Source organism: Arthrobacter sp. CAN_C5, from assembly GCF_017875735.1.
GTDB lineage: Bacteria > Actinomycetota > Actinomycetes > Actinomycetales > Micrococcaceae > Arthrobacter_D.
Genome location: NZ_JAGGMZ010000001.1, coordinates 3,582,508 through 3,602,857 on the forward strand (window position 1 = coordinate 3,582,508; position 20,350 = coordinate 3,602,857).

General features: G+C 68.2%; 16 protein-coding genes. 9 read left to right on the forward strand and 7 right to left on the reverse strand.

The window, feature by feature from the left end; translation table 11 throughout:
* Positions 1 to 65: 65 nt before the first annotated feature.
* Positions 66 to 800: a YcnI family protein gene (locus H4V95_RS16700; RefSeq protein ID WP_209731116.1), complete on the forward strand. Its 735-nt coding sequence runs from the start codon at positions 66 to 68 to the stop codon at positions 798 to 800.
* 84 nt (positions 801 to 884) lie between these two features.
* The gene (locus tag H4V95_RS16705) at positions 885 to 1,580 is read left to right on the forward strand and encodes a DUF4232 domain-containing protein (RefSeq protein ID WP_209731117.1); all 696 of its coding nucleotides are present in this window, start codon (positions 885 to 887) and stop codon (positions 1,578 to 1,580) included.
* Positions 1,581 to 1,658: 78 nt separating this feature from the next.
* On the opposite strand, the gene H4V95_RS16710 is transcribed toward H4V95_RS16705, so the two are convergent.
* The gene (locus H4V95_RS16710) at positions 1,659 to 2,186 is read right to left on the reverse strand and encodes a hypothetical protein (protein WP_209731118.1); all 528 of its coding nucleotides are present in this window, start codon (positions 2,184 to 2,186) and stop codon (positions 1,659 to 1,661) included.
* Between the two features lie 123 nt (positions 2,187 to 2,309).
* Here H4V95_RS16710 and H4V95_RS16715 point away from each other — a divergent pair, with 123 nt between their 5' ends.
* From H4V95_RS16715 to H4V95_RS16740, 6 genes are read left to right on the forward strand one after another with little or no spacing between them, the layout of a single operon-like run.
* A complete protein-coding gene (locus tag H4V95_RS16715) occupies positions 2,310 to 7,154 on the forward strand; it encodes an ATP-dependent helicase (RefSeq protein ID WP_209731119.1) in 4,845 nt (1,614 codons plus the stop codon).
* Positions 7,147 to 7,953, forward strand: a complete 807-nt coding sequence (locus H4V95_RS16720) for an Fpg/Nei family DNA glycosylase (RefSeq protein ID WP_209731120.1) — start codon at positions 7,147 to 7,149, stop codon at positions 7,951 to 7,953. Before H4V95_RS16715 ends, H4V95_RS16720 begins: the two co-directional genes overlap by 8 nt.
* Positions 7,954 to 7,981: 28 nt before the next feature.
* Positions 7,982 to 9,931 (forward strand): DUF6541 family protein, encoded by a 1,950-nt coding sequence (locus H4V95_RS16725; protein ID WP_209731121.1) that lies wholly within the window; start codon positions 7,982 to 7,984, stop codon positions 9,929 to 9,931.
* A 44-nt stretch (positions 9,932 to 9,975) separates the two neighbouring features.
* A complete protein-coding gene (locus tag H4V95_RS16730) occupies positions 9,976 to 10,884 on the forward strand; it encodes a pseudouridine synthase (protein WP_209731409.1) in 909 nt (302 codons plus the stop codon).
* A gap of 53 nt (positions 10,885 to 10,937) precedes the next feature.
* On the forward strand, positions 10,938 to 11,585 hold the full coding sequence (locus tag H4V95_RS16735; protein ID WP_312884069.1) for a VTT domain-containing protein: 648 nt from the start codon (positions 10,938 to 10,940) through the stop codon (positions 11,583 to 11,585).
* On the forward strand, positions 11,536 to 12,777 hold the full coding sequence (locus H4V95_RS16740; RefSeq protein WP_209731122.1) for a hypothetical protein: 1,242 nt from the start codon (positions 11,536 to 11,538) through the stop codon (positions 12,775 to 12,777). The genes H4V95_RS16735 and H4V95_RS16740 overlap by 50 nt, the downstream gene beginning before the upstream one ends.
* Here H4V95_RS16740 and H4V95_RS16745 read toward each other — a convergent pair.
* The 4 genes from H4V95_RS16745 to H4V95_RS16760 form a co-directional block, all read right to left on the reverse strand.
* A complete protein-coding gene (locus H4V95_RS16745; protein ID WP_209731123.1) occupies positions 12,719 to 13,024 on the reverse strand; it encodes a hypothetical protein in 306 nt (101 codons plus the stop codon). The two genes, H4V95_RS16740 and H4V95_RS16745, sit on opposite strands and share 59 nt — an antisense overlap.
* 48 nt (positions 13,025 to 13,072) lie before the next feature.
* Positions 13,073 to 14,356 carry a DUF2254 domain-containing protein gene (locus tag H4V95_RS16750; RefSeq protein WP_209731124.1) on the reverse strand — a complete coding sequence of 428 codons (1,284 nt, stop codon included), beginning with the start codon at positions 14,354 to 14,356 and terminating at the stop codon, positions 13,073 to 13,075.
* 98 nt (positions 14,357 to 14,454) lie between these two features.
* Positions 14,455 to 15,618 (reverse strand): acyl-CoA dehydrogenase family protein, encoded by a 1,164-nt coding sequence (locus H4V95_RS16755; RefSeq protein WP_209731125.1) that lies wholly within the window; start codon positions 15,616 to 15,618, stop codon positions 14,455 to 14,457.
* A gap of 32 nt (positions 15,619 to 15,650) precedes the next feature.
* Positions 15,651 to 16,427: a 3-hydroxyacyl-CoA dehydrogenase gene (locus H4V95_RS16760; protein ID WP_209731126.1), complete on the reverse strand. Its 777-nt coding sequence runs from the start codon at positions 16,425 to 16,427 to the stop codon at positions 15,651 to 15,653.
* A 172-nt stretch (positions 16,428 to 16,599) separates the two neighbouring features.
* On the opposite strand from H4V95_RS16760, the gene H4V95_RS16765 reads away from it, so the two are divergent.
* Complete coding sequence (locus H4V95_RS16765) at positions 16,600 to 17,748, forward strand: glycoside hydrolase family 76 protein (protein WP_209731127.1); 1,149 nt, start codon at positions 16,600 to 16,602, stop codon at positions 17,746 to 17,748.
* Here H4V95_RS16765 and H4V95_RS16770 read toward each other — a convergent pair.
* Positions 17,697 to 18,767 carry an ABC transporter ATP-binding protein gene (locus H4V95_RS16770; RefSeq protein ID WP_196866390.1) on the reverse strand — a complete coding sequence of 357 codons (1,071 nt, stop codon included), beginning with the start codon at positions 18,765 to 18,767 and terminating at the stop codon, positions 17,697 to 17,699. The genes H4V95_RS16765 and H4V95_RS16770 overlap by 52 nt on opposite strands.
* Positions 18,764 to 20,338, reverse strand: coding sequence for an iron ABC transporter permease (locus H4V95_RS16775; protein ID WP_209731128.1), 1,575 nt, complete (start codon positions 20,336 to 20,338; stop codon positions 18,764 to 18,766). Before H4V95_RS16775 ends, H4V95_RS16770 begins: the two co-directional genes overlap by 4 nt.
* Between the last annotated feature and the right edge of the window lie 12 nt (positions 20,339 to 20,350).

Genomic DNA, 20,350 nt, shown 5'->3' on the forward strand with positions numbered 1-20,350 from the left:
ACCCCACCCATTTTTCGCTGCCTGAGAGCGCCATGCGCCCGGACAGCATCCAGAAAGGCAATTCCATGAAGACTTCAGCACGCCGCACTGTCACCACCTCCGCGCTCGCCGCCACCACTGCCGGCCTCATGGCGCTGGGCCTCGGCACAGCGTCAGCACACGTGAACGTCAGCCCGGCCAGCACGACTGCCGGCGGTTACACGCAGCTCAACTTTTCGGTGCCCAGCGAGTCGGACACCGCACTGACCGAGAAAATTGAGGTCCAGTTGCCGACCGATTCACCCTTCACCTCGGTCCGGGCAAAGCCAGTCGAGGGCTGGACCGCCGAAGTAGTCCGTGGCGAACTTCCAGAGCCCGTGGAAATCGATGGAGCCACCGTCACCGAGGGTGTGTTGTCGGTGATCTGGACGGCGGACAGTGCGGAAGACCAGCTCACGGCCGACGAATACCAGATCTTCTCCCTGTCAGTCGGGCGACTCCCGGAAGAAGGAACCACCGTGACGCTGCCTGCCATCCAGACCTACTCTGATGGCAGTGTGTCCAGCTGGGATGAGGTCGCCGAGGAAGGCGCGGAGGAGCCCGAGAGCCCCGCTCCGTCCTTCGTCACCACGGCCGAGACCGAAGAGGGTGGACATCACAGCACGGAAGCGGCCGACGAGGCCGAGGCAGCTGACGCCGAGCAGGCCTCCGCCACCGAGTCCACCACCAACCAGCCGGTCCTCTGGGTGGCTCTCGCCGCCGGCCTGCTCGGCCTGGTCGCTGGCGTACTGGCCCTGGTCCGGACCCGCAGCACCAAGTAACTGTCCGTAACGATCCCTGCGTCAATCGGCTGCGAAGTACCGCGGCCGATTGACGCAGGGGCGATCAACGGCGATGGTGAGTCAATGGGTATCCACACACGGACTTCGTCCAAAGCCGCTGCCGTCCTCGCGGCCCTGAGCACCATCGCTTTACTCGCGGGCTGTGGAACATCAGACCCCGCCGACCAGGACACCACTGCGCCCGCGGCCGAGGTCAGCACATCGGCCGAGTCCTCTGAAGAGCCGGCGGAGGAGCCCACCGAAGCACAAAGCGAGTCGGCCTCTCCCGGACCGGCGACCTCTGCCACCCCCACCGCGGAAGCCTCCGAGGGGCCGTCTGCTACCGAGCCGGCCGAGGCCGGGATGTGCACTGCGGCAGATCTCTCCGCGGTGGTGGAGACCCCCATGGGTGCGGGCGGCGCCGGGACGGTGGAGCGCACCCTCATCCTCTCGAACACCTCGGACGCGGAATGCACCATGACCGGCTACCCGGGCGTGTCCTACGTGGATGCGGCTGAGGCACAGGTGGGCGCCCCCGCTGACCGGGAACCCGGCGTCGAGGTCCCCACCGTGGTCCTGGAGCCGGGCCAATCGGCAATCTCCACCCTCTTGCAGACGAGTGCCCAGAACTACGGGGACGCCTGCAACCTCACCGACACCACCGGTGTGCGCATCTATCCGCCGGGCGCCACCGATTCCCTGATCGCGCTCCAGGAATCGGTTGGTTGCGCAGCCGAGGACATCGTCCTGATGACCATCGGCCCGATGGCTGCCATGTAGGAATGCCGCGGGTTAGCAGTGCCGCGGGCGCCGTTCCGAAAGTAGTCGGCCGGCACAGGCAGGCCGGTGCTGGGTGGGTTAGCCCGCGGCAGCAGCCGGGACGGACTCGGTAGCGTGTCGCTGGGACAGCAACAGGTGCCGCAGCCGCCCCGTCGCGAGGGCGAAGACAGCGGCGGTGAGCAACTGGAGGGCCAGCGTCAGCCAGGTCTGGTGCGCCACGACGGCCACGACGCCGGCAACGACGGCGAAAACCCCGGCCGTCACCATGACCCGGCCACGTTCCAGCAGGCCGTACGCCACCAGGCCCAGGCCCAGCACGATCCACCCGCCAAGACCACGCAGCACCCCGATTGATCCGCCGAGCAGGGCTCCCAGCTCCAACACGACGGCCAGCACCAGGTAGGCGCCCGTGTTCGCGTTGATCGCCGGCGGGTTGCGCACCAGCCACGGCCCGGCGACGAGGATCAGTACCAGGGTCGCAACGACGAAGTAGGCGGCCACGGCCCCGGTGTTGTCACCCGCAAGCAAGCTCGCGACAGCACCACCCACAAAGAGCACCGATACTCCGGCCAATGGGACCCAGTTGTTGCCTACCTGGCCACTCATGTACGAGCCTTTCCTCCTGCAGCAGGGCGTTCTACCTTGAAAGCTACCCCGCATTTGCCCGCGGCGCGGGAGCCTACGCCCGCAGCGTCACAAAATGTCAGCAGGCTGCGAGATGATAAACCGGTGACCTCGGTGCTGAACAAGTTCACCCCCGCGACCCATCAGTGGTTCGCCGGGGCCTTTGCCGCGCCCACCTCCGCGCAGGAGGGGGCCTGGAACGCTATCTCGGCGGGGTCGAACGCCCTGGTGATCGCACCCACCGGCTCCGGCAAAACCCTGGCGGCGTTCCTGTGGGCACTGGACAAGTTCATCGCCGCCGGCACCGACGACTCCGGGCCGCCAGCCAAGGGGACACCGGCCACGGACAAACCGGCGACCAAGGGCGTGCCGGCGAAGAAGCGCGGCACCAAGGTCCTCTATATTTCGCCGTTGAAGGCCCTCGGCGTCGACGTCGAACGCAATCTGCGTGCCCCCATGATCGGGATCACCCAGACGGCCAAACGGTTGGGGTTGCCCGCGCCGTCCATCACGGTGGGGGTGCGGTCCGGCGACACCTCGCAGGCGGACCGGCGGGCCCTGCTGACCCGGCCCCCGGACATCCTGATCACCACCCCGGAATCGTTGTTCCTGATGCTGACGTCCAAGGCGCGGGAAACCCTCACCGACGTCGACACCGTCATCGTCGATGAGGTCCACGCAGTGGCGGGATCCAAGCGCGGGGCACACCTTGCGGTGTCACTGGCCCGGCTGGATGCGCTGCTGGAGAAGCCGGTGCAGCGGATCGGGCTATCCGCCACCGTGGAACCGAAGGAAACGGTGGCCCGCTTCCTGGGCGGCAATGCGACGGTGGAAATCGTCGCCCCGCCGTCGAAAAAGCAGTGGGACCTGACCGTCACGGTGCCGGTGGAGGACATGACCGAGCTGGGCGGGCCGCCGACGCAAAACGGGGGCAATGAGCCTGACAACGACGACGCCTACGGCGCCGAGGCCGTCCCGCAGGGAAGCATCTGGCCCCACGTCGAGGAGAAGATCGTCGACCTGATCCAGGCGAACCGCTCGACGATCGTGTTCGCCAACTCCCGTCGGCTCGCCGAACGGCTGACCGCCCGCCTGAACGAGATCCATGCCGAGCGGCTGGAAGCGGCAGCCCTGCGGGCTGCGGGACCCGACGAATCGGGTCCCGCAGCCGGACGGCCCGCAGGTCAGTGGACTGAGCAGGCACCCCCCGCCCAGCTGATGGGCCAGGCCGGCCAGACCGACGGCGCTGAGCCGCTCCTGGCGCGGGCCCATCACGGGTCGGTGTCCAAAGACCAGCGGGCGCTGATCGAGGATGACCTCAAATCCGGGCGGTTGCGCTGCGTGGTGGCAACGTCGTCGCTGGAATTGGGCATCGACATGGGTGCCGTTGACCTGGTGGTCCAGGTCGAGTCGCCCTACTCGGTGGCCAGCGGCCTGCAACGGGTGGGCCGCGCAGGGCACCAGGTGGGTGAGGTATCCCAGGGTGTCCTCTTCCCCAAGCACCGCGGCGACCTGGTGAACACCGCGGTCACCGTGGAGCGGATGCTCGCCGGGAAGATCGAGCCCCTCTACATTCCCGCGAACCCCCTGGACATCCTGGCGCAGCAGACGGTGGCAGCCGCAGCCCTGGGCACCATCGACGTGGAGGAATGGTTCGACGTCGTCCGCCGCTCCGCACCGTTTGCCACCCTGCCCCGCTCGGCGTTCGACGCGACCCTCGACCTGCTGGCCGGCCGGTACCCCTCGGACGAGTTCGCCGAGCTGCGGCCGCGGATCATCTGGGACCGGGTGGAGGGGACCATTACCGGCAGGCCTGGCGCCCAGCGCCTGGCCGTCACCTCCGGCGGGACCATTCCCGACCGCGGCCTGTTCGGCGTCTTCCTGGTGGGCTCCGCCGAACCCGGGACCGGCGGCAAACAGGGCGGACGGCGGGTTGGTGAACTCGACGAGGAGATGGTCTACGAATCCCGGGTGGGCGATGTGTTCGCCCTGGGCGCCACCAGTTGGCGGATCGAGGACATCACCCACGACCGGGTGCTCGTCTCCCCCGCCTTCGGGCAGCCGGGCAGGCTGCCGTTCTGGAAAGGCGATTCTCTCGGCCGCCCCGTGGAACTGGGCCGCGCGGTCGGCGCGTTCGTCCGAGAAACGTCCCTCGCCTCCCCCGAGGACGCGCAGGCACGGTGCAAGGCCATCGGCCTGGACGACTGGGCCTCGGGCAACCTCCTGACCTACCTCTCCGAGCAGCGGGCGGCCACCGAAATTGTGCCCAACGACCGCACCCTGGTGGTCGAACGATTCCATGACGAGCTCGGCGACTGGCGGGTCATCCTCCACAGCCCGTTTGGCATGCCGGTGCATGCCCCCTGGGCGCTCGCCGTCGGGGCACGCCTCGAGCAGCGGTACGGCATGGACGGCTCGGCGATGGCCTCCGACGACGGGATCGTGCTGCGGGTACCCCTGATGGAGGACGAGCCGCCGGGTGCGGAGCTGTTCCTGTTCGACGCCGAGGAGCTGGACGGGATTGTGACCACCGAGGTGGGCGGCTCGGCCCTCTTCGCTTCACGGTTCCGCGAGTGTGCTGCCCGCGCCCTCCTGCTGCCCCGCCAGAACCCGGGGAAACGGTCCCCGCTCTGGCAGCAGCGGCAGCGTTCCGCGCAATTGCTCGACGTCGCCCGGAAGTACCCCACGTTCCCGATCGTGCTCGAAACGGTCCGTGAATGCCTGCAGGACGTCTACGACCTGCCCGCCCTGAAGGACATTGCCGCGAGCATTGAACGCCGGGAACTGCGGATCGTGGAGACCACCACCTCCCAGCCGTCGCCCTTCGCCCGCTCCATGCTGTTCGGCTACGTGGCGTCGTTCCTCTACGAGGGGGACTCGCCCCTGGCCGAACGGCGGGCAGCCGCCCTCTCCCTGGACCCCACCCTGCTCAACGAGCTTCTGGGACGGGCCGAACTGCGTGAGCTCCTCGACCCGGGGGTGATCACCTCCACGGAAAGCGAACTGCAGCGTCTCGCCCCGGACCGCCTGGTGCGTGGGCTTGAGGGGGTGGCCGACCTGCTCAGACTCCTCGGGCCCCTGACCACCCGTGAGGTGGCCGAGCGCTTCGAAACTCCCGAAGAATCCGGCGATACCCCGGCCGTCGACCTGGTGGGCCCGTTGCTCACACAACTGGTGCAGGCCAACCGTGCGCTGCAGGTGTTCGTCGCCGGTGAGGAACGCTGGTCCGCGGTCGAGGATGCCGCCAGGCTGCGCGACGCGCTCGGGGTCCCGTTGCCGATGGGGATTCCGCTCGCGTTCATTGAACCTGTCGCGGATCCCCTCGGGGACCTGGTGGGGCGCTACGCTCGCACCCACGGGCCGTTCACCGTCGTCGAAACGGCGCAGCGCCTGGGCCTGGGTGTTGCCGTGGTGCTGACCGCCCTGCAACGCCTCGCCGCCGACGGCCGGGTGGTGGAGGGCGAGTTCCGCCCGGTTGCCTCCCTCCCGGAGAGTACCTCGGAGACCACCCACACCGCGGCCCCCAGCGAATGGTGCGACGTCGAAGTGCTCCGCAGGCTCCGCCGCCGTTCCCTGGCCGCGCTCCGGCAGGAAGTGGAACCAGTGGATCCCGCCGCCTACGGAAGGTTCCTTCCCGCCTGGCAGCATGTCGGGTCCACCCTGCGCGGACTTGACGGTGTGGCCACCGTCGTCGACCAGCTTTCAGGGGTGCCTATCCCCGCGTCCGCCTGGGAACCGCTGATCCTCGGGTCCCGGGTGGCCAACTACACTCCGGCGATGCTTGACGAGCTGACGGCTACCGGGGAGGTGGTCTGGTCCGGTGACGGTTCCCTGCCCGGCAACGACGGGTGGATTGCCCTGCACCTCGCGGAGAACGCGCCGCTCACCCTCCGCCCCGACCCCGTGTTCGACCCTTCCGCCCTGCAACTGAACCTGCTCGAACTGCTGAACCGGGGCGGCGCGTATTTCTTCCGGCAGCTCGTGGAGTCCCTGGACTCCACGGCGCCCCTGAATGACACCGAGGTGGTCAACGCCCTGTGGGAACTGGTGTGGGCCGGGCGGATCAGCAACGACACCTTCACTCCGGTGCGCAGCCTGCTCGCCGGTGGCAAGACCGCTCACAAACAGCGTGCCGCCCCACCCCGCGCGCGATCCTCCCGGCTGGGACGGCTCGGTCGTGCCCCCGGGGCATCGCTGACCGGTTCCTCCCTGCGGATGTCAGGGGCCGACGACGGCGCCCGCGGCTACCAGCGCAGCACCCCGCCGATGGCGGCCGGACGGTGGACCATGCTGCCGCCCGTGGAAGCGGAGACCACCGTCCACGCGCACGCCACCGCCGAGCTGCTCCTGGACCGGTACGGGGTTGTCACCCGCGGCTCGGTGGGTAGCGAGGGCACCCCCGGCGGCTTCGGCCTGCAATACAAAGTCCTGGCCCGGCTCGAAGAGATGGGCCGGTGCCGGCGCGGGTATTTCATCGAACACCTCGGCGCCGCCCAGTTCGCGGTTCCCGCAACCGTTGACCGGCTCCGCTCGTTCGGCGGCGACGCCCAGCAGGAACGGCGCCCGGGTGAGGACCCCGGCGTCGTGCGGTCCTCGATCGCCCTCGCGGCAACGGACCCGGCCAATCCCTACGGGGCGGCCCTGGCGTGGCCCTCCTCCGATGGCGGGCACCGTCCGGGCCGGAAAGCTGGCGCGCTGGTGATTCTGCAGGACGGGCGCCTGGCCCTGTATGTCGAGCGGGGCGGGAAGACGGTGCTGGCGTTCACCGAGGATTCGGCAGCGCTGCACGCCGCGGCCGGTGCCCTGGTTGCCATCATCCGCCGCGGCGCGGCCGAGAAGATGGCGATCGAGAAGGTCAACGGGGAACCGGTGCTGGACTCGGAGGTGGGCCGCGCGCTGACCGCTGCGGGTTTCTACTCCACCCCGCGGGGACTGAGGATTCGTGCCTGAGGGGGATACCGTCTGGCGGGCGGCACGCGAGCTGAACGCGGCCCTCGCGGGCCGCACGCTGACCCGGTGCGATATCCGGGTCCCGAAGTTCGCGACGGTGGACTTCACCGGCGAAACGGTGCAGAACGTGGTGGCACGGGGCAAACACCTGCTGATCCGGGTGGGCGGCGAGGACGGGTGGACCATCCACTCGCACCTGAAGATGGAGGGCCTGTGGCATATCTACGCCAAGGGGGCCAAGTGGCGCCGTCCGGCGTTCAAGGCGCGCTGCATCCTGGAGACCCCCGACTCCGCAGCGGTCGGTTTTGAACTGGGTTTCCTGAAGGTCCTCCCCCGCTCCGCCGAGGAAGAAGCTGTGGGGTATCTGGGTCCGGACCTGCTGGGCCCGGACTGGGATCCCGAGGAGGCGCTGCGCCGGCTCCGCACCCAGCCGGACCGCCCCATCGGGCTGGCCCTGCTGGACCAGCGGAACCTGGCGGGGATCGGGAACGTGTATCGGTGTGAGCTGTGTTTCCTCGCCGGGGTCCACCCGCTGACCCCGGTGGCGGGAGTCAGGGACCTCCCCCGGATGGTGGCGCTGGCGAAGAAACTTCTGGAGGCCAACAAGGCACGGTCCACCCGGGCGACCACCGGGAATCTGAGGGGGAACACCCTGTGGGTGTACGGCAGGGAACACCGCGGTTGCCTGCGCTGCGGCACCCGGGTCACACTGGAACAGCTCGGGGACAACGAACTGGAACTGCGCGACCTGTATTACTGCCCGTACTGTCAGCCCGCCAGCACGGCGGCCGCCGAATGAGTTCACCGACCATCACCCGAGGGGGCCTATGAGCTGGGCAGCGACCCTCCCGGCGTTCGTGGTGGCACTCGCCGTCGTGTTCGGACCCGGCCTGGCCTGGGGGGCCGCGCTGGGTCTGCGACGGCTGACCCTGCTGGCCCTCGCCGGGCCTTTCAGCATCACCGCCGTGGTGCTGTCCGCCGAGGTCGCAGCCTTCGCCGGCGTGGGCTGGTCACTACCGCCGGTGCTGGCGGTCACAGCGGTTGTCGCCGGAGCGCTCTGGTTCCTGCGCCGACAGTTCGGGCACCTGATTCATGGTCCCCCCATGCCTGCCGAGCCGACCGCCCGCTGGCGGCTGGTGTTCACCGCGTGGGCAGTTGCTGCGGTGCCGGTAGCTGCGGTGATGTTCTGGATGTTCGGCGCACCCGAAAACATCGCCCAGTCCCACGACAACATTTTCCATCTCAATGCCCTGCGGTACATCACCGAAACGGGCAATTCGTCGTCGTTGACCCTGGGGTACCTGGGGACCCGGGAGGGCACGTTCTACCCTGCGGGGTGGCACGCCGTGGTCTCCCTGGTGATCGCCACCGCCGGCATCCCCCTCACCGCCGCAATCAATGTGACCAACCTGGTGCTGATCACCGGCATCTGGAGCGTCGGTTGCCTGTTCCTGGTCAGCCGTCTCACCGGTGAACGTGCGCTTCCCCTCCTGGTTGCCGGCGTGCTCTCCACCGCCTACAGCTCCTTTCCCTACCTGCTCCTCGAGTTCGGCGTGGTCTACCCGTTCATGCTGTCCATCGCCATCCTTCCCGCCGCGCTGGGACTCGTGATCCAGCTGATCCGCGCCGGTACCGAGGTGTCCCTCACCCGTGCCGGGAGTGCCCTGCTGCTCCTGGGTCTCCTCCCGGGACTGCTGCTGGCACACCCCTCGTCCCTGCTGGGGCTCCTCGCGCTGGCTGCCCCGGCCGTCCTTTCGGTGGCGTTAGCCCGGATCCGGAACAGCAGCGGCCGACGTCGGCTGGCCGCGGCGTCCGGGGCTGCGGCATTTTTGGTGCTCACCGCCGTGCTGTGGATGACGGTGCGGCCCGCACGGAGCAGCGCCGAGAACTGGGCACAGATGGGCGACGCCGGAGGAGCCGTCTCGGAGGTGCTGTTCCACGGCCCGTTGGGACGCCCGGTGGCACTCTTGGTCACGGTGCTCACCGCGGTGGGTGCCGCCGTCGTCCTCTACCTGCGCAGCCATCGGTGGGTCATCGCCATGTACCTCGTGGCTGGCGCGCTGTTCGTGCTCGGCAGCTGGCAGGAAGCCCCCACCCTGCGGTGGATTGTCGCGGGCGTCTGGTACAACGATTACTTCCGGATCAGCGCCATGCTCGCGCCGGCGGGGATCCTGGTGGCCAGTATCGGCGGGGTCGCACTGGCCCAGACACTGATCCTGGGTCTGCAGAGCCTACGCGCCCGGCGGGGCAGCCCCGAGCCCGCGTGGTTCCTCCCGGCGGCGTCGGCGGTCCTCGTGGTGATCGGCCTGGCGGTCGCACCGCTCTTCGCGGTACAGCGCGCAGTCAGTGAGGCAGCCTTCCATTACCGGTACACCGAGGATTCCCGGCTGCTGACCATCGATGAGCTGACGCTGCTGGAACGGCTCCCGGAGCAGGTCCCAGCCGATGCGGTGATCGCGGGTAACCCCTTGACCGGCGCCTCGCTGTCCTACGCCTTCGCCGGCCGGCAGTCGCTGCTCCCCTACGGCACCAATCCCGCCACCGAGGAGGCCCGCACCGTCTTCGGCTATCTCGACACCATGCGGCTGAACCCTTCGGTCTGCGACGCGGTGCGCAGCACCAACACAGCGTTTGTGCTGGACTTCGGGACGGCTTCCGTGCACGGCGGGCAGGTGGTTCCCTTCGCCGGCCTGACTGACCTCTCCCTGGCGGGCGGCTTTGAGCTGGTGGACCGCGAAGGGGAGGCGTCGCTGTACCGGATTGTGGGGTGCAACTAAGACCGGGCAGCCCGGGGACCGCACACGCGTACCCTAGATAGGTGATGCAATCCCCCCTTCCCGTCCGCAACGGTGTCAACGCCACCCGGTTGCGCCTGCCCTCTGAGGGCCCCTGGGGGACCGCGCTCGACTACATTCTGGACCGCTGGGACCACGTCGATCCCGAAGGCATCGCCACCCGGTTCGACCGCGGTGAGGTGGTCGCCCTGAACGGGGAGCGGCTCACCCGGACCACGCCCCTCACCGAGCACACCTTCGTCTGGTATTACCGGGAGTTGCCGGTCGAGGAGCGGCTCCCGGTCGAGGTGGGCATACTGCACCAGGACGAAAACCTGCTGGTGGTCGACAAGCCGCATTTCCTGCCCACCACGCCGGGCGGCCGGTACGTCGCGGAATCCGCGCTGGTCCGGCTCCGCGTCCTACTGGACCTGCCCGACCTGATCCCCATGCACCGGCTCGACCGGCTGACGGCCGGCATTCTGCTCTTCTCCACCAACCCGGCGACCCGCGGAAACTATCAGTTGCTCTTCGAGAACCGGCTCATCTCCAAGGAGTATGAGGCTGCCGCCCCCGTGGACCCCTGCCTGGACCTGATGGCGCAGCCGCGGGTGGTCCGCAGCCGCATCGTCAAGAGCCGCACGTACCTCCTCGCCCAGGAGGTGGACGGGGAACCCAACACGGAAACCCTGGTGCACCTGGTGGAGGACCGCAATGGCCGCGGCCGCTACCGCCTCACCCCCCACACCGGGAAGACCCACCAGTTGCGCCTGCACATGGCCGGTCTTGGACTGGGGATCGTGAACGACCCCTTCTACCCGGTGCTGCTCCCCCAGGCCCCCGACGACTACAGCAAGCCACTGCAACTCGTTGCCAAAAGTATCGCTTTCACCGACCCGCTCAGCGGCGCCGAACGGCGCTTCGACAGCCGGTTGAGCCTGCAGGACTTCGGCTAGGAGCCGTTCCACCCCCTAGACCTCACCCCACCGGTCCCCTGTAGATTGGAAAAGTGGATCTCACCGATCTCGGAGCATGGTCGCCGCTGTTCCATCCCCTGACTTTCATAGTCGTAGTCGTCGACGTGTTCATCCCCGCCGTGCCCTCGGAGTTCCTGGTGATCGCCTCGGGCACCATGGCGTCCGAAGGGACACTGCTCCTCCCCATCGCCCTGCTGACAGCCACGCTCGGAAGCTGGCTGGGCGACATCATCCTGTATCTGCTCTTCCGCAACCGGTTGACCTTGTGGCTGGACAAGTTCAGGTGGGGCCGCGCCATTCACCGCAGCATCCGCACGGCAGTGGAAAAGGCAGGCAAGTCTCCCACCTACGCCGGTCTCATCGCCCTCAGATTCCTTCCCGCGGGCCGGACCGCGGGCGTGGCAGCGGCCGGGATCGCCGACCTTCCGCTGCGGCCGTTTCTCGCGTGCGCCGCCGTCGGCGGTATTCTATGGTCCTGCTGGTTGGTGATGTTGGGGTATGTCACCGATGCCACCACGGGCTTCCCGTTGTGGGTGAGTGCCCTCCTCGGAATGGGGGTAGGTACTCTGGTGGGACTTGTAATTGCTGCATTCCTCGCGCTCAAGCAACGCCGGAAGGGTAAGACAACCGATGAGCACCCCGACGCCGCCCACCCCCCGGCTGCCAGCCAAACCGACTAGGTTGCCTGCAGGGACCCCAGACTCCAACGGATCCGAGGCGCCATCGGAGACGCCTTCTCCCGTGCTGGAGCGGCTCCGTGCCGCGCGGCCGAAGAATACCGGCCCCGCGGCTCCTTCTGACGACGCCGGACCCGGCAGCTCCTACCCGGGACCACCACCCGCCACGTCAGCCCGCACCTCACCGGCAGGAACGAAGCCGGGAGCACCGGCACCTCCAGTGCCGAAGCCTGCCGGCAAGAAACCCACCGGGTCGACGACGGCGGCGGTCCGGGTGACGGCTTCCCGTGCGGCGGCGGGTGGGTCGTCGGTGATTCGACACATTGGCTCCTGGGACCCGGATTTGGTGCGGCGGATCGTCGTCACCGTGGTGACGATCGGCGCCGTCCTGGGGACGGCCGAGGTAGCTGGCGCCTTCGGTGGACCGGACCTCCGTGAGGCCTCTTTGGGGACCTTTGATCCTGCCGCCACCCTGGTCTCGCCGGCCGCACCGGCAGCCTATGCGTGGCTGCTGATCGGTGTGGGACTGATCGGGTACACCATCCACCAGTGGCTGCCCGCCCACCAGCGGAGCCCCCGGCACCGGGGGCTCGGGTGGGCAGTGGTGGTTGCCCTCCTGGTGACGCTCGGCTGGGCGGTGGCCGTTCAGCGGGGCATGCCCGCGATGAGCCTGGTGCTGATCTTCCTGCTCCTGGCCACGTTGCTGGCTTCCCTCCGCTGGCTCAACCACTACCCGGCGCAGACCCGGCCGGAAGGCCTCCTCGTGGACATACCGCTGGGCCTCTTCCTCGGTTGGACCGGCGTCACCGCGACCGTACATACCGCTGCGGTGCTGACCACCCTGGGCGTTGACTGGTTGGAGTTCGGCGCTCAGCGGTGGGCGCTCATCGGGGTAATCCTGCTGACCCTCGCCGCGATGGCCGTCTGCATGACCGATCGGGGCCGGATCGCCGTCGCGCTGGCCGTCGTCTGGGGTCTGGTCCTGATCGTTCCCGAGCGGCTGCTCGGTGACCCCCAGTCCATCCCGGTCGCGTTCGCCGCCGGGCTGGGGGCTTTCCTGCTGATCATTTCCGCCGGGTCGCGGCGCCACCGGGTGGACCATGCCTACCGGCGCGAGCTGCGGGCGCGCCAGATGGCTACAGTCCCTCCCATCGATTTCTTCGACGACGGAGAACCCGTAACGGCCCGACAGTAGCGACCCGTTCGACGGCATGGCGCATCTTCACCGCAGCCTGCACGGCCTGTTTGGCGCCGGTCTCGTAGTCGGTTTCCTCCACCAGGAAACGCAGGGTGATCCGGGGGACCCCTGCCACCACATCGAGTTGCTTGGCCTCCACCAGGTGGGCGGCACCAAGGGCGGCCTCCGCTGACTCCATGACGGCTTCGGGTGCATGCCCTGGGAGAAGACCCAGGATGTCGAGTTGGGCGCGGAAGGAGGACATCCCCAAAGTCTGCCACCGTCGGGCCCGCCAGGCCTGGTCCGGCCTGCTTCAGCGGCGATCTTCGTGGGGAGCGGTCACGAGGTCTGCCGCGGAACCGATTCCGGACGCGTCTGGTACCAGTGCCGCTTTTCCGTCCGCCTTCGACGAGGCTGCGGCGCGGGCGCTGCCATCAAGCAGCTCCCGCTGGTACTTCAACGGCAGCTGCCGGTCGGCGGGGGTCACCGCCATCAGGTCGTCCAGGGCCAGCCGCAGCCGTCTGGCCACCTGGGGGGAGCCCGACCCTGCGATCCGGATTTCGTCGAACCCGAGCCGCACGTAGCCGTCCCACAGCATGGTGGGGACCGTCAGCCGGAGGGTACCGCCGTCGTCGTCGTAATGCCCTGAATGCAGCGGGCGGCGGCTGATTTGCCGCAGGATGTCGTGGATCCGATCGATGGCCTGAACCGCTGTGGTGGGGTCTTCGAAAGGCCCCGAGGACAGCGAACGAATGGCGATGTCCACCAGCATTCGGAGGCCGTAAGCAACGTCCTGGTTCATGGTGCGTTCCGGGCCGATCGCCACTGCCCTCACGACGCCGGACCGCGAGAGCGCACCCTGCTCACCGACAATCCGGAAGAGAGCGGAACCCGTGGGAATGTAGTCCCCGACCGCCCACAGCAACTCCAGTTGGCATTCGGCGCGACCGGCGAGGGTGACGAGTTTCTTGTGGTCCACGGCGAACATCACTCCGGCGCTCGGAGTAACAATCAGTTCTGGATCAAGGTCCGTTTCAGTGCCAGGGTCCGGGTAGACATGGTCGAGGGTTTTCATGGTGCCTCTGGCCACCCACCCGACCAGGGCCGCGGTCCGCAGCGACTGCCCGATATGGTTCAAATACCAGACCAGGGTGCCGATGCAACCCAAGACCAGGACCATTGCCACGACAACCGCCAGACCGGGCACGGTCCCGCCGTCTGCGGTGGTCTTCACCGAGCGCATGGACAGAATCGAGTGGGCGAACGTCCCAGCGAACAGCCCGATCGCACACTGGCTCGGCCGGTCCTGCAGAATCTGCCTCACAATACGCGGGGAGAACACGCCCATCGCGAGTTGGACCATCACCATCAGCAGCGACAGCACCAGACCGGTGAGGGTCAGCATGGCGAAAGAAATCAGATAGAGGATCTGGAGGGCTGCGGTGGTGTCACCACTGATGCTCTCCGGGACCAGCGTCCCGTCATCGATCGACGTGGTGATGAGAGATATCGCGACCCCACCAAGAATAAAGAGCAGCGGGATGGTCCAGAGGCTCGTCTTCAGGTAGTGGCCGATGCGGAAACGCTTGATCGGCACCTCGTCTCAAGGGAGTGGGCGTGACTGGCGGGGCTCCGACCTCGCAGGTAGCCCCACGATATACCCCGCGCCCGCGGGACGTACCGGCGTTGCGCGGCCTAGTTGATTGCGGAGAGCCCGGTGATGGCACGCCCGACGATCAGGGTGTTGATCTCGTAGGAGCCCTCGTAGGTGTAGATGGCCTCGGCGTCAGCGAAGATCTTGGCCATCCGGAACTCGGTGGTAATGCCATTACCGCCGAGAATCCCCCGCCCCAGCGCCACGGTTTCACGCATCCGTGCCGTGGTGTATGCCTTGGCGAGAGCCGCCTGCGGCATGTCACCGCCGCCATCCTCCTGCAGCTGCGCCACCCGCGCCATCATTCCCAGGCTCGCTGTCGTGTTGCCGAGCATCCGCACCAGCTGGTCCTGCACCAGCTGGAACCCTGCGATCGGGCGGCCGAACTGGTGCCGTTCCACCGCGTACCGGCGGGCGACGTCGAAGGCAGCAAGCTGCTGGCCCACCGCCTGCCAGCCCACCAGGATCCGGGAACCGAGGAGGAGCTTCCGGGTGTCGGCGAAGGTGTTGATGCCCGCGAAACGGTCCGCCTCGGGCACGCGCACACCGTCGAGCACAATGTCAGCGTTCTGGACGGTACGCAGTGCGATCTTGTTCTCGATCCGGGTGCGGCTTACCCCCGGCAGGGAAGCATCGAGGATGAACCCCCTGATGCTTCCGTCGGCGGTGTCCCGTGCCCAGAGCAGCATGTAGTCGCAGAATGTTCCGTTGCCGATCCACCGTTTGGCCCCATTGAGGACCCAGGTGTCACCGTCGCGGGTTGCAGTGGTTGCCAGCCCGCCGGCCACATCGGATCCGTGCAGCGGCTCGGTGAGGGCGAACGCGCCGGTGATCTTCAGATCCATGGCGTCCTGCAGTAGCCGGGCCTTCTGGTCCTCGGATCCGAACTCGTGCAGGGCCTCGACGAAGAGGTCGTGGTGGACCATGAAGAAGGTTGCCAGGGACGTGTCGGCCCGCGTCATTTCGGCGATCACCATGCCGCCGAAAAGGTAGCTATACCCTTGCTGCACCGGGGTACTGAGGTTCAGGGCGGCGAGCTTGGGTAGCACCTCGATGGGGAATTCGGCCCGGTTCCACCAGCCTTCCGCGTTCAGCGACACCTCTTTGTCGAGGAAGTCACGGACATCGGCGAGTTTGGCGCTCTCCGTCGGGCTGAGCAGGGACTCGAAGCCCATGAAGTCGGCGGTGGGGAGGGTGCTCTCCATTGAGCTGTTCCTTTCGTGGGCTGCGGGGGCAGCTATTTTGGCGCCATGCGGATGGCGCCGTCGAGGCGAATGGTTTCGCCGTTCAGCATCTGGTTCTGCAGAATGTGTGAAACGAGGGCCGCGTATTCATGGGGGCGGCCGAGCCGGGACGGGTGCGGCACCTGGGCTCCCAGAGAGTCCTGGGCCTGCTGGGGCAGGCCCGCCATCATCGGGGTTTCGAAGATCCCCGGTGCGATGGTGACCACCCTGATCAGGGAGCGGGCGAGCTCCCGGGCGATCGGCAGGGTCATCGCCGCCACCGCGCCCTTGGAGGCGGCGTACGCTGGCTGACCGATCTGACCATCGAACGCCGCCACCGACGCAGTGTTCACAATGACCCCCCGCTCGGGGGACCCTTCGGGAGGGCTGACCGGCTCGGTCGCCGCGATCGCCGCCGCAGACAACCGGATGACGTTGAAGGTTCCGATCAGGTTGATGTTGATGACCCTGGCGAAATCCTCCAGTGGAAGCACACCGTCGCGTCCGAGTACCTTGCCGGGGGTGGCGATCCCCGCACAGTTGACGACGGTGCGGAGGGGGCCCAGCGCGACGGCGGTGTCGACGGCGGCCTGGACCTGCGCCGGATCGGTCACGTCTGCGGGGGCAAACACGGTCCGCTCACCCAGCTCGGCGGCTGCCTCTAAACCTGACGAGTGGGGCAGGTCGACCAGGACCACGGTGGCGCCCTCGCCATAAAGTTTCCTGGCAGTCGCCTGGCCCAGCCCGGAAGCGCCCCCGGTGATCAGGGCAACAGTGTTGGTGATGTCCATGGTGTCTCCTCGAGCTTCTGGCGGCATTGGGCGTTCTGTCAGTATCTGGTGCGCAGGACGAACCTGATGCCAACCAAACACTACTGTGACCCAGCCCATACTGCACCCGCGGTCCGCTGGGGTTGGCAGAGTGCTCAATACCGGCGCCGGGCCGTCCGGCTAGGGTGGAATTATGCTCACTTCGCGCCAGGATGACCCCATCCGTACGGCTGATCATCGTGCGCGGGCTGCGGCGGAGTCCGTCAGGTCCCGGTTCGGCCACCGCCTGTTCGGGCTGCCGTTTACCCACCTTGGTGCCGTGCAGCACCCCCGGGAGCGAACTCGCTCCCCCTGGCATTACTGGTGGCAGGCACAGTACCTTGACGTCCTGGTGGACGAGACGCTGCGCGAGGCGGACCGGGGAAGCTCTTCCGCGGCGGCCCGGTCTGCGCTCACCGCATTGCGGCTGCTACGGGGAATCCACCTGCGCAATGGTCTGCGGTGGACCAACGCCTACTACGACGACATGGCCTGGCTGGCCCTCGCCGTCGACCGGATGGGACGGGTCCGGGGCGGAGGAGGGCGGGCCCTGGCACCCCTCGACCGGGCGCTGCGCTCCGCTCACACAGCTGACCTGGGCGGCGGCCTCTACTGGAATACTTCCCGCGATTTCAAGAACACCCCGGCCACCGGACCCGCCGCACTATTCTTCGCCCGTCGCGGACAACCGGAGCGGGGGCAGGAACTTGTGGACTGGCTCGGTGAGCGCCTGCGGGACGGCCAGACCGGGCTGTACCTGGATGGGATCAGGGTGAAGGCTGGACGGGAGACGCTGGTCCCGACCGTCTACACCTACAACCAGGGTCCGGTGCTGGGAGCGCTACTGGAACTGGGAGGAACGGCCAACCTTGCCACGGCCGCGGACCTGGTCTCCGCTGTCGACAGCCAACTCGGCACGGAGGGTGTCCTGCTGACCCATGGGGCCGGGGACGGCGGACTATTCACCGGCATCCTCGTCCGGTATCTGGCCTTCGCCGCGCTCAACCCCCTACTCCCGGATTCCGCCCGGCGGACCGCCGAGACCCTGGTGACGGCGACGTCCGAGAATCTCTGGGCCGGACGGACTGCTGAGACAGCGCCATCGCCTCGTCGTTTTCATCGCTTCAGGGGGGTTCGTCCCGGCGGAGCCCCCGACCTGTTGACCTTCCCGGCCGGAACGGGAGAGGCCGCCGCACCCGGGGGAGCCCAGCTCTCCACACAACTGCAGGCGTGGATGATCCTGGAAGCTGGCTACCGGGTGGCCGCCGGCTCCACCCGCGCGGCGGCGGATGAGCGAGGGTAGGCGAGCGCGCGGTGTTTGATACCGATCGACACCCTCTCACCCCGCCGCGGCAGGCCAGGTGCTGCAACCCGTGCCCGCACCGTCGCCCCTGACAGGAGCTCCAGGCTTACCAGTGCGTCATGGCCGGCATAGGCGACCGAAGTGACTGTGGCATCGGACCCTCCGGATGTGACCTGCAGCCATTCCGGCCGCAGCATCAGGGAAACCGCCGCCCCGTCCACCGGTGCTGTGCCGTCTGCGGTCTCTGCATCCACCCGCCCGAGCACGCACTGCACCTGCCCATCGGCCCAGTGTCCATCAAGTTCCACGGTGTCGCCCACGAACGCCGCCACCCAGCGGCTGACCGGGCGTTCGTAAACTTCCCACGGGGTGCCCCACTGCAGGATCCGGCCGTCGCGCATCACTGCGACGTAGTCGGCGAGCGAGAGTGCCTCTTCCTGGTCGTGGGTGACCAGCAGGCTGGTGTTGCTTTGCCCGCGCAGCAGGTCGGAGACCTCACGCCGCAACGTCGAACGCAACTGGGGGTCCAGCGCGGCGAAGGGCTCATCGAGGAGAATCAGGTCGGGGCGCGGAGCCAACGACCGGGCGAGGGCCACCCGCTGCGCCTGACCACCCGACAGCTGGGACGGCGCGCGATCGACGAAATCAGCCAGGCCCACCATTGCGGCGAGATCGGTGATCCGGCCTGCCCGTCCAGGGCCCCGCTTGAGGCCAAAACCGATGTTCTCCCCCACCGACAAATGAGGGAACAGCGACGCATCCTGCGGGACCCAGCCGACACCGCGCTTTTCGGGGGCCAACTGGACGGTCGCGGAGGAGAGCAGCTTATCTCCGACGCGGATGGTGCCGCCGGCGGCTGGGAGCAGCCCGGCGATGGCCCGCAGCAGCGTGGTCTTGCCACAGCCGCTCGGACCCAGCACGGCGGTCAGCGCGCCCCGCGGGATCTGCAGGTTCACACCGTCGAGCACGGCGGCACTCCCGTAGGTCACCCTCAACCCGTCAATGGTTACCCAGCTCACAGATCCTCCTTCGCGACGCCCCGAAATCCGGACAGCACCACCGCGGGGACGGCGGCGAGCAGCACCAGGGTGGCAGCATAGGGTGCGGCCGCCCCGTATTCGAACACCGTGGTGCGGGACCAGAGTTCGGTGGCGAGGGTGGCGGTTCCCGTGGGCCGCAGCAGCAACGTCGCAGGTAATTCTTTCATGACCGAGATGGCCACCAGCAGCGCGCTGACGCCGATCCCGGGTAGCGCCAGCCGGGCGGTCACCCGCCACCATGATTGCAATGGTGACAGGCCCAGCATCCGGGACACGTCCACCAGATTTCCGGGCACGGCGGCGATCCCGCTGCGCATGGTCCCGATCGCCTTCGGCATGAACAGGACGGCGTAGCCAAAGACGAGGACCACCACCGTCTGGTACAGGGCGGGGACGGCGGCGAGCGCGAAGAACACCAGGGCCAGCCCCACCACGATTCCGGGCAGAGCGTGCCCCAGGAACCCCACCGCCTCCACCGCGGCGACCAGGCGTCCCCGGTAGCGGGCGGCCAGCACTGCGATCGGCAGGGCCAGCACCACCGCGGCAAGCGCACCGGCGACCGCGAGGCCCAGGGTTGCCCCGATGGCCTCGACGAGGCGTACGGTGTCGATCTCCCGGAGCGTCTGGGCTTCCAGGAGCCGGCTCATCAGACCGCCCACGGGGACGACGACGCTCACTAACGCAGCACTGAGCACCAGGGCCATCGCGACGGGCAGCCACCGTCCGGGACGGACGAGCGCGATCCTTCCCCGCCCGGCCCCCGCCGTGACCTGGCCCCGGAACCTCTTCTCTCCGGCGACCACCGTGAGAGCCAGGACGACCAGCATCAGCGCGAGCAGTGCTGCCTGGTTCCGGTCGAAGCTCGCCCCGTATGCCGAGTTGATGCCCCAGGTCAGGGTCTGATACCTCAGCATGGAGACCAGCCCAAAGTCGGAAAGGGTGTACAGGGCGACCAGCAGGGCACCGGCCGCCGCGGCGGGTCGTGCCCGGGGCCAGGTGGCGGCACGGAAAGCGCCCCAGGGCCCACGCCCCAGGGTGCGGGCCACCGCTTCGAGATCCCCCGACGTCCCGCGGAGGGCGGCGGCGACCGGCAGGGTGACGTACGGGGTGCAGACCGCGGTCATGATCATCCAGCTCGCGAAGAACCCGTCCAGGGTCGGGAGCCAGACCAGCCACCCGTAGGCCGCAAGGTAGGACGGGACGGCGAGCGGCAGCGCGGAGATCAGGAGCATGGCGCGCGGCGCCGGGATGCGCACCCGCGTGAGCACCCAGGCCGACGCCGTTCCGACCACCAGGCAGGTGATTGTCACTGCCGCCGCCAACAGCACCGAGTTCAGGGCGAGCTGCAGGACCCGTGCCCGCAGCAGGGTGTCAGCGAGTTCGGCGAACCCGGCGTCGGTGGTCCGCGCCACCAGATAGACCAGGGGGATGGCGGCCGTCGCCGCACACAGTCCCGCCAGCACCAGCAGCCAGACCGGTGGAGCCGATCTGGGCACACGAACGGAACGCGCCGGCTCAGCGCTGGCACGTTCCGTTCGGGTGAGGGTCATTCGTGGGTCACC